Source organism: Aeromonas sp. 601039 (assembly GCF_049174415.1).
GTDB lineage: Bacteria > Pseudomonadota > Gammaproteobacteria > Enterobacterales > Aeromonadaceae > Aeromonas > Aeromonas veronii_A.
In genome coordinates this window covers 120,265-129,457 of sequence record NZ_JAAKTL010000013.1, presented here as the reverse complement: position 1 = coordinate 129,457, position 9,193 = coordinate 120,265, and the positions used below count along the sequence as shown (strand labels likewise).

Here is a 9,193-nt window from a genome sequence, read left to right as displayed (position 1 = left end):
GTCCGTTTCACACCTTGTCCCATCGGGTTCTCCATTTATTGGGGGGAAATGTGTAAACCATATTCAGGACGGGACAATGCTGACAAAAAGGCCTCACTCGTGAGGCCTTTTTCATCTTTCTGATGATTCTTTCTTTGGCTGAGAGGGCGAGATTGCTAGAATCGCCTATTCATCGCTCCGAGTGGAACGCTTAACCCCGTGATTTCAGGTTTATCTATGCATTCATCGGCCCATTATCGACAACTGCTGGCGCGCCTGCCCCAGATCGCCGTCGCAGCGGATCAGTTTGAAGTGCTCTATAGCGCCCAGGATTTCAAACGCCGCATTCTTGCGCTTATCGCCAGTGCCACCCGGCGCATCTATCTGGTCGCGCTCTATCTGCAGGATGACGAAGCGGGCCGGGAGATCCTCTCCGCCCTCTACGCAGCCAAGCAGCGCAATCCGGCCCTCGACATCAAGCTGTTCGTCGACTTCCACCGTGCCCAGCGCGGCCTGATCGGCAAAGGCAAGCAGGGCGGCAACCACCTGATGTACCAGGCCATGGCTGCCGAACACGAGCACCAGATCGAAATCTACGGCGTGCCAGTCAAGGGGCGCGAGCTGCTCGGCGTGCTCCACCTCAAGGGCTTCATCTTCGATGATGTGGTGCTCTACTCCGGCGCCAGCCTCAACGACATCTACCTGCACCAGCAGGATCGCTACCGCTTCGATCGCTATCACCAGATCACCAGCCCGGAGCTGGCCCGCAGCATGGTCAACTATGTGGATGACCTGTTCGTGAAGAGCGACGCGGTGCAGCGACTGGATCACAGCGATATCCCCAGCGCCAAACAGCTGAAGGGGCCGATCCGCCGCTTCAAGCAGAACCTGCGCCAGAGCCAGTACCGCTTCAGCACCATGCCGGTCAACACCCAGGAGGTGGCCGTCACCCCCATGGTGGGTCTGGGCAAGCGCAACAATCAGCTCAACCTGATGATCCGCAATCTGGTGCGCGCCACCGAGCGGGAGATCTTTATCTGTACCCCTTACTTCAACCCGCCCAAGGAGTTGAGCAAGGATATCGAGGATCTGCTGCAGCGCGGTTGCAAAGTCACCATCGTAGTGGGCGACAAGACCGCCAACGACTTCTTCATTCCGCCGGAAGAGAAGTTCTCCACCATCGGTGGCCTGCCCTATCTCTACGAGACCAACCTGCGCAAGTTTGCCGAGCGCAACCAGCGTCACATCGACGACGGTCGCCTCAACCTGATGCTCTGGTGTTGCGAGCGCAACTCCTACCATCTCAAGGGGATCTTCGTGGATGACGAGTGGGCCCTGCTCACCGGCAACAACCTCAACCCCCGCGCCTGGGCGCTGGATCTGGAGAACGGCCTGCTGGTGCACGATCGTCGCCACCTGCTGCGTCCCCAGTTCAACGCGGAGCGGGAGAACATCCTGACCAACACCAAGCGGATCAGTCACTTCGATCAGGTGGAACAGATCCAGGACTACCCGGAACAGGTGCGCAAGCTGCTGGGACGGATCCACCGGGTCAAGGCGCATCTGCTGCTCAAGCGGATCATCTGACCCCGGGGCGCGCAGCGCCCACCCAGCCCAACGGCAATCAGACCAAGGCCTTCCGTTTTCGGCAGGCCTTTGTTATATCCGCCATCTCCCCCGCGTTGGCGACCCAACCAGCAGCAACTCGGCTTGCATCGGCCCCTCAACAACCCCTATCATCTGGACATATTTACAGTGTTTTCGGGCATCTAATTGATGAAATTGGATAAAATTCCTCTCGACAGCCTCAAGGGTGTCGGCAGCAAGATGCAGGAGAAGCTCGAGCGGCTGGGACTGACCACGGTACAGGATCTGCTGTTCCACCTTCCCCTGCGCTACGAGGACCGCACCCAGGTGTGGCCCATCGGCGATCTGCCGCCCGGCCTGCACGGCGCAGTCGAGGGCGAAATCCAGGACACTCAGCTGGTGATGGGGCGCCGCCGCATGATGGTCTGTCGCATCAGCGATGGCACCGGCACCCTCACCCTGCGCTTCTTCAACTTCACCGCCGCTCAGAAAAACAGTCTGGCGGCGGGCCGCCTGATCCGCTGTTTTGGCGAGGTGCGCCCCGGCAAATACGGGCTGGAGATGGCCCACCCCGAGTACAAGCTGCTCGGCGAGGAGCAGGCAGGTCAGACCGAAGAGGCGCTCACCCCCGTCTACCCGACGACCGAAGGGCTGCGCCAGCTCACCCTGCGCAGCCTCACCGATCAGGCGCTGGCTCAGCTCGACCTCTATGGCGTCGAGGAGCTGCTGCCCGCCGGCCTCTATCCCCACCAGATTGAGCTGGCCGCTGCTCTGAAGCTGCTGCACCGTCCGCCCCCCTCGGTGGCACTGCCGCTGCTCGAAAGCGGCCAACATCCGGCCCAGCAGCGACTGGTACTGGAGGAGCTGCTGGCTCACAATCTCTCGGTACTCAAGGTACGTGCTCAGGCACAAACCCAGCTGGCCCGCGCCCTCAAACCGGCGCCTGCTCTGGTCGAACAGCTGCTCGGCGCCCTGCCGTTCAAGCCCACCGGCGCCCAGAGCAGGGTGGTAGCCGAGATAAGCAAGGATCTGCAACAGAGCCACCCCATGATGCGGCTGGTGCAGGGGGATGTGGGCTCCGGCAAGACCCTGGTCGCAGCGCTGGCCGCCCTGCAGGCCATCGGCAACGGCTGTCAGGTGGGCCTGATGGCGCCGACCGAACTGCTGGCGGAACAACACGCCATCAACTTCGCCAAGTGGCTGGAGCCGCTCGGCATCGGAGTCGGCTGGCTGGCGGGCAAGCAGAAAGGCAAGGCACGGGAGGAGGCGCTGGCCGCCATCGCCGATGGCAGCGTCAAGATGGTGGTGGGCACCCACGCCATCTTTCAGGAGCAGGTGGTGTTCCAGCGTCTGGCGCTGGTCATCATCGATGAACAGCACAGATTCGGGGTGCATCAGCGCCTCGCCCTGCGCGAGAAAGGGGAACGTGAGGGGGTGCATCCCCATCAACTCATCATGACCGCCACCCCCATCCCCCGCACCCTGGCGATGACAGCTTATGCCGACCTCGACACCTCGGTGATCGACGAACTGCCGCCGGGCCGCACCCCCATCACCACAGTCGCGCTGCCCGACAGCCGTCGCGGCGACGTGATCGAGCGGGTCAAACTCGCCTGCACCGAGGGCAAGCAGGCCTACTGGGTCTGCACCCTGATCGAGGAGTCGGAGGTGCTGGAGTGTCAGGCCGCCGAGGATACCGCCGCCGAGCTGCAAAACCTGCTGCCCGGCCTGCATATCGGGCTGGTACACGGCCGGATGCGGCCGGTGGAGAAACAGCGGGTGATGGAGGAGTTCAAGGCAGGCATACTGCAACTGCTGGTCGCCACCACCGTCATCGAGGTGGGGGTGGATGTGCCCAACGCCAGCCTGATGATCATCGAGAACCCGGAACGGCTCGGGCTGGCGCAGTTGCACCAGCTGCGCGGTCGGGTTGGCCGGGGAGCGGTGGCCTCACACTGCGTGCTGCTCTATCATGCCCCCTTGTCCAAGACGGCCCAGAGCCGGCTCGGGGTGCTGCGGGAAACCAACGACGGCTTCCTCATCGCCCAGCGCGATCTGGAACTGCGCGGCCCGGGGGAACTGCTCGGCACCCGCCAGACCGGTCTGGCCGACCTCAAGATCGCTGATCTGGTGCGGGATCAGCCGCTTATTCCACAGGTGCAAAAAATGGCGCGCTTCCTGATGGATAGGCATCCGAGTCATGTCGAACCCTTGATACGGCGCTGGCTCGGCTTACGGGATCACTATTCCAATGCCTGATCGAGGTAGATGCAGAAAATGGACACATGTCCTCATGGATAGGCATCCAAGCCATGTCGAACCCTTGATTCGCCGTTGGCTCGGTCTGCGAGACCACTACTCAAACGCCTGACAACACATCCCAAAACAGGAGGAAAGCACCCATGAATTCCTGGCTACGCGGCCTGCTCTACACCTTCGCCTTCCTGCTGCTGTTTGTCTGGGTTGCCCTCGGCCTGTTCGACGCCGAGCGCGCCAAAGGCCCCATCGCCAGCTGGATCAGCCAGCAGACCGGCGTGCCGGTCACCATAGGGCGACTGGTGTTCAACCCGCTGCACCCCTACACCCTGCTGGCGGAGCAGGTGCGTTACGGCGATGCGGTCTCCCTAGACAAGATCTATCTGGAGGTCGAGAGCATCGACTGGCTGAGCCGCGACGTGCGCATCGCCCATCTCGATCTCATTCGCCCCGCCATCAAGCTGCCGCTGCCCAACCAGCTACCTAGCCTGCCGGTGCACTCCCTCACCATCAGCGACAGCACCATAGACAGGCTCAGTCTGGAGAGCCCCGAGCTGACCCTGCGTGGACTCAATGCCACCCTGAGTGACTGGGAGCTGATCGACCCGAAACGGCAACCACAGGCCAACCTGAGCCTCAATATCGGCCAGCTGGAGACTCCGCAGTTCACCTTCGCCCGTCTCAACCTGCAAGGACGGCTGGAAGGAGAAGTGCTGCGCACCGACAAGCTGGTGACCAACCTGTTTAACGGTCTGCTGGAGACCGGCATGGTGCTGGACTGGCCCGCTCGCACCCTGCAACTGCATGACCTCAAGGCGCGCGGCATGCGGGTCGAGCTGGGGGATCTGACACAGCAAGGCTTCCCGCAGCGCTTCCCGTTGCAAAGCGTATCGCTGGATCGTGGTCAGCTGGACGGCGTCAGCCTCAACGACATCAATCAGGAACTCTCCTTCAACAACTTCAGCGGCCAGCTCACCGCCTTCAACTGGCAGGCGGGCAGCCAGCCCACCGGCTATCTGAGCGGCACCCTGGGCGACATGGGCCGTGGCCTGTTCCAGCTGGAGGAGATCAAGGGCAAGCTCGCCTTCTCGCCCCAGCAGATCGACGGCGAACTGCAGGGCAAGGCCTATGAAGGGGAGTTCAATGTCGAGCTCTCCCTCGATACCCAGCAGCAGAAGCTGACCCTGAAAGACGTGGCGCTGAGCGGCATGGATATCAGCCTGCCGCAAGGGTGGTGGCAGGATTGGCAGAGCTGGCGCCCGCAGCAGGTCGATATCCGCAAGCTGGCGTTCGACAAGCTCAAGGTGCTCTCCTTCGACGATACCCTGCCCCTGTCGCTGACCGGCTGGCAGCTCTATCTGAGCGATCTCGCCCTGCGCGATAACCAACCCGGCCCGCTGCTCGGCCGTGCTCGTATCGAGAGCAAGTGGTTCGAGCTGGTGTGGGATGGCCTCAGCGCCCGCAACGGCGAACTGTATGGGGAGCTGACCCCCAGCTCCTGGCAACTGGGCAAGCTCACCAGCTCGCTGCCGGATGAGGGCTCCCTCAGCCTGAGTGGCCAGTGGGGCCGCGAACCGGGCCAGAGCAGCCGCCTCCAACTGCAGGCGACCAAGCTGGATCTACAGCAATGGGGCAAGCTATTCCACTCCCCGGTCTCCTTTGCCGGCAAGGCGGACGTGAGCGCCGACCTGCAAGCCGAACACGGCAAAACGGCGGGCGAGTGGCGCCAGACCCTGCAGGGCAGCTTTGCCCTCGATGCCGACGAGCCGTTCTGGGACAAGGTAAAGATAGATCCGCTGCTGGATGAGTGGTTCAAGGGGGCGACCCCACCCACCCTGACGCCGGATCAGCTGTGGCAGGCGATGCAGGAGGGTGACACCCCCTTCTACCGCATCAAGCTGCTGGGCAAGATCGACAAGGGGCAACTGCAGATCGAGCAGGCTGGTGCCTCCACCATCACCCATCTGCTGGCGCTGCAAGGGGGGATCGATCTGGTCAACGAGCAGTGGCAGCTGGATCTGGGGATCCTCAATGGCAACCGCTGCGCCGAGCTGCTCGGCCAGTGGCGCGGGCCGTTGACGGAACCCACGCTGGCTTGGAGCTTCCCTCAGAAGCAGGACGCCTGCGGCTGGGAAGTGGGAGTACGCTATCCTCCGCAAGGCAACAGTGCCCCGCTCTGGCGACCGGCTCCCGCGCCGAAAGCCCAAAACCAGGCCCAAGTGCAGACCCAAGCCGGGCAGGCAAGCGACAGCCGGCAAGGGTAAAAACAGACAAGGCCTCATAATGAGGCCTTGTTGTTTGATGGGGAAACGACGCGGTTACTGGCCCGGACGGCGGGGCGGCTGCACCACGTAGTGGCCGCAGAACTCCGCCGCCAGTTTACTGCCGCTGAACAGCTGGATCTTGAGGCTGAAGGTGGCAGGCTCCCCCCGTTTGAGCGGCTGCAGCACGGCGGGCATACCCTCGCGGGCCACTCGCGCCTCGGGCTCCTCATCGACCGGGCCATGATATTTGATGGTGCTCTCGGCCAGCACCGGCTCGCCCACCAGCCCCTCCTCTTTAAGCTGCAGCCAGATCAGCCCCCAGCCCGCCAGCACGCACTGGCTGTAGACACTACCGGCGAACATGCTGCCATGCACGTTGAAGTTGGCCGCCAAATTGGCCTTGAGGTGGAAAGTCTGGCCATCGTAGTGGCTGATATGCATCCCCATCTTCTCGCTGATGGGTACCCCGCGCGACCAGCGGGTGGTGAGATCCTGACACCACTCCGGCCGGTACTGGATAGTCTGCAACGGGCTCAGGGATTTGATCATCTGGCGATGGGGAATCCGACCAAAGGAGACGGGGCCGCCCCCCACTTCGAGAAAACCGCACTTGCGATAGAACTCCACCGCCTCCTGACGGGCGTTCATCACCAGCCGTTTCACCTTCTCGCTGCGGGCCAGCTGCTCGAGATCCTCCACCATTTTGGCGCCCAGCCCCTGGCCGCGATATTCGGGACGCAGCGCCATGAAGCGGATCTGCGCCTCGTCACCGCCGATAAAGAGGCGGCCCACAGCGATGGGAGTACCATCGGGAGCCAGCATCAGCCGGTGAATGGCGACCGTATCGTATTCGTCCCGCTCGGAACCGACCGGCAGATTGAAGGGTTTACGCAGAAGTTCCCAGCGCAACTGGTAGTAGGCATCCAGCTCGGCGACTGTCTGAGGGGTGACTACCCGGTACATAGTTTCATCCTTGAGTTACACTGGTCGGAAACCATCTTGCCGTGCAAATTCATGGACTTCAATCTGCAAGCGTACCAAGCCGATCACTTGTTGCACCTCAGCGTCAAACCCCAGCGCCGCCTCACGGTACAGGAAAATGACCAGCACCGCTGGCTGGAGATAGATGGCGTGGTGCAATCCGCCATGTCGCTCGCCGACCCCGCGACCCTCTGTCTGCCCCATCAGCGGGTCATCGCCTGCCTGCTACCGGAGCGGGCTGAGCAAATCCTCGAACTGGGGCTGGGTGGCGGCGATCTCACCCGCCATCTGAGTCAGCGCTGGCCCGATGCTCGCCACGAGTGCGTTGACCTCGACGAAGAGGTGCTGACCGTTTATCAGCAGTTTTTCCAGCATCAGGCGCACGATGGGCAAGCCGTTCCGACACTCCATCAGGCCGATGCCCTCGCCTTTCTCGAGCAGAGCGAGCAGCAGTACGACCTCATCCTGCTCGATCTCTTCAGTCAGGATGGCAACCCGCTGCTGCTGTTTCAGGAGCGGCTCTACCGGGCGCTGGCTCCCCGCCTCTGCGGCCCCCTGGTGATCAACCTGCTGCCGCGAACAGAACTGGAGCTAACCCACGCCCTGACACTGATAGAACAGTGGATTGGCCCCGCTACCCCCTATCCGGTTGCGGGGCTTATCAACGTGATCGTCCACGTCACACCGCGGGACGAGACATCCTCAGACCTGTAGCCAGAAGGTAACCGGGCCGTCGTTGACCAGCGCCACCTTCATGTCGGCGGCAAAACGCCCGGTTGCGGTCGGGATGCCGCTGGCAGCAGCCTTCGCCACGAAGTAGTCATAGAGGCGTTCGGCCTCGCTCGGGTGGGCACCGCAGGAGAAGCTGGGGCGCATCCCGCTCTTGGTATCGGCCGCCAGGGTAAACTGGGAGACCACCAGCAGGCTGCCGCCGATCTGGCTGACATTGAGGTTCATCTTGCCATTCTCGTCACTGAAGACCCGATAGCCGCTCACCTTGTGCAGCAGTTTGTCGGCCTTGGCCTCGTCATCCCCCTGCTCTACTCCGAGCAGTACCAGCAATCCCTGACCGATGGCGCCGGTCACCTCCCCCTCGACAGTCACGCTGGCCTCGCTGACCCGCTGAATCAGTGCAATCACATCCCTCTCCTCTCAAAACAGAACGACCGCCCCGGCTCGATTGCAGGGGCGGTCGTCGATGCTACCAATAAACCGGTGGCCAAGGCGATGGCTTAGCCAAGCTCCTCGCTCGCCGGCTTCTCGTACTCACCGAGGCAGGCTGTGGTCTCCGCACCGAGCAGCACCACCAGCCAACTTAAATAGACCCAGACAAACAGAATCGGGATGGTGGCCAGCGCACCGTAGATGGCCTGATAGGAGGGGAAGTTGGTGATATAGATGGCAAAGCCGCGCTTGGCCAGCTCGAACAGGGTCGCCGCTACCAGCGCACCGATAAAGGCGTGGATCAGCCGCACCTTGCAGTTCGGCACCACGGTATAGACCAGCAGGAAGGTGAGCACCGAGAAGAGGAACGGCAAACCGCGCAACAGCAGATAACCGATGCCGAACAGGCTCTCGGCGCCAAACAGCCGCAGCGAGAAGATATAGGAGGAGATGGCGATACTGGCCCCGATAAGCACAGGCCCCAGGGTCAGGATCATCCAGTACATGGCAAAGGCCTGCGCCAGCGGGCGGCCCTGGGTCGAGCGCCAGATGTAGTTGAGGTTCTTGTCGATGGCGGAGATCAGCATCAACGCCACCACCACCAGCGCCCCAATCCCCACAGCAGTGGTGTTGGTGGCATTGGCGACGAAGCCGTCGATGTACTCCTTGAGCATATCGCCCGCGGTCGGCACGAAGTTGTGGTAGACGAACTGCTCCATCGCCTGCTTGAGGCTCTGGAACACCGGGAAGGCGGACATCATGCCAAAGACCACGGCGATCATCGGCACCAGCGAAAGCAGGGTGACATAGGCCAGATAACCGGCGGTGACCGTCAATCTGTCCTGCTGGAAACGGCCCCAGACAAACTGGGCAAAGTGGCGACCATCATGGCGCAAGAAGGAGAGGGCGTGGGCCAAACGGCCGCTGACAGGCTGCTGCATCTTGATTCTCGTTAGCGTCAT

Annotated in this window: 7 protein-coding genes; 4 read left to right on the top strand and 3 right to left on the bottom strand. The window is 62.2% G+C overall.

What is annotated here, in order from left to right; genetic code table 11:
- Nucleotides 1-216 precede the first annotated feature (216 nt).
- From pssA to G5195_RS12665, 3 genes are all read left to right on the top strand, one after another.
- The gene (gene pssA, locus G5195_RS12675) at nucleotides 217-1,566 is read left to right on the top strand and encodes a CDP-diacylglycerol--serine O-phosphatidyltransferase (protein WP_005342654.1); all 1,350 of its coding nucleotides are present in this window, start codon (nucleotides 217-219) and stop codon (nucleotides 1,564-1,566) included.
- 189 nt (nucleotides 1,567-1,755) lie between these two features.
- Entirely contained in the window at nucleotides 1,756-3,825 is a 2,070-nt protein-coding gene (recG, locus tag G5195_RS12670) for an ATP-dependent DNA helicase RecG (RefSeq protein ID WP_421221938.1), read from the top strand.
- A gap of 143 nt (nucleotides 3,826-3,968) precedes the next feature.
- Entirely contained in the window at nucleotides 3,969-6,086 is a 2,118-nt protein-coding gene (locus G5195_RS12665) for an AsmA family protein (RefSeq protein ID WP_421221940.1), read from the top strand.
- Between the two features lie 54 nt (nucleotides 6,087-6,140).
- Here G5195_RS12665 and G5195_RS12660 read toward each other — a convergent pair whose 3' ends face one another.
- Nucleotides 6,141-7,049 carry a bifunctional GNAT family N-acetyltransferase/hotdog fold thioesterase gene (locus G5195_RS12660; RefSeq protein ID WP_069527624.1) on the bottom strand — a complete coding sequence of 303 codons (909 nt, stop codon included), beginning with the start codon at nucleotides 7,047-7,049 and terminating at the stop codon, nucleotides 6,141-6,143.
- Between the two features lie 51 nt (nucleotides 7,050-7,100).
- Between G5195_RS12660 and G5195_RS12655 the strand changes: the two genes are divergently transcribed.
- On the top strand, nucleotides 7,101-7,781 hold the full coding sequence (locus G5195_RS12655) for a spermidine synthase (protein ID WP_421222022.1): 681 nt from the start codon (nucleotides 7,101-7,103) through the stop codon (nucleotides 7,779-7,781).
- Here G5195_RS12655 and dtd read toward each other — a convergent pair.
- Nucleotides 7,770-8,207 (bottom strand): D-aminoacyl-tRNA deacylase, encoded by a 438-nt coding sequence (gene dtd / locus G5195_RS12650; RefSeq protein WP_033138812.1) that lies wholly within the window; start codon nucleotides 8,205-8,207, stop codon nucleotides 7,770-7,772. The genes G5195_RS12655 and dtd overlap by 12 nt on opposite strands.
- A 92-nt stretch (nucleotides 8,208-8,299) precedes the next feature.
- Nucleotides 8,300-9,172, bottom strand: coding sequence for a virulence factor BrkB family protein (locus G5195_RS12645; RefSeq protein ID WP_005340664.1), 873 nt, complete (start codon nucleotides 9,170-9,172; stop codon nucleotides 8,300-8,302).
- Nucleotides 9,173-9,193 lie beyond the last annotated feature (21 nt).

Coding starts and splice junctions, on each gene's coding strand:
- G5195_RS12660 (WP_069527624.1), bottom strand. CDS start 7,049: ATGTACCGGGTAGTCACCCCTCAGACAGTCGCCGAGCTGGATGCCTAC.
- G5195_RS12655 (WP_421222022.1), top strand. CDS start 7,101: ATGGACTTCAATCTGCAAGCGTACCAAGCCGATCACTTGTTGCACCTC.
- recG (WP_421221938.1), top strand. CDS start 1,756: ATGAAATTGGATAAAATTCCTCTCGACAGCCTCAAGGGTGTCGGCAGC.
- pssA (WP_005342654.1), top strand. CDS start 217: ATGCATTCATCGGCCCATTATCGACAACTGCTGGCGCGCCTGCCCCAG.
- G5195_RS12665 (WP_421221940.1), top strand. CDS start 3,969: ATGAATTCCTGGCTACGCGGCCTGCTCTACACCTTCGCCTTCCTGCTG.
- G5195_RS12645 (WP_005340664.1), bottom strand. CDS start 9,172: ATGCAGCAGCCTGTCAGCGGCCGTTTGGCCCACGCCCTCTCCTTCTTG.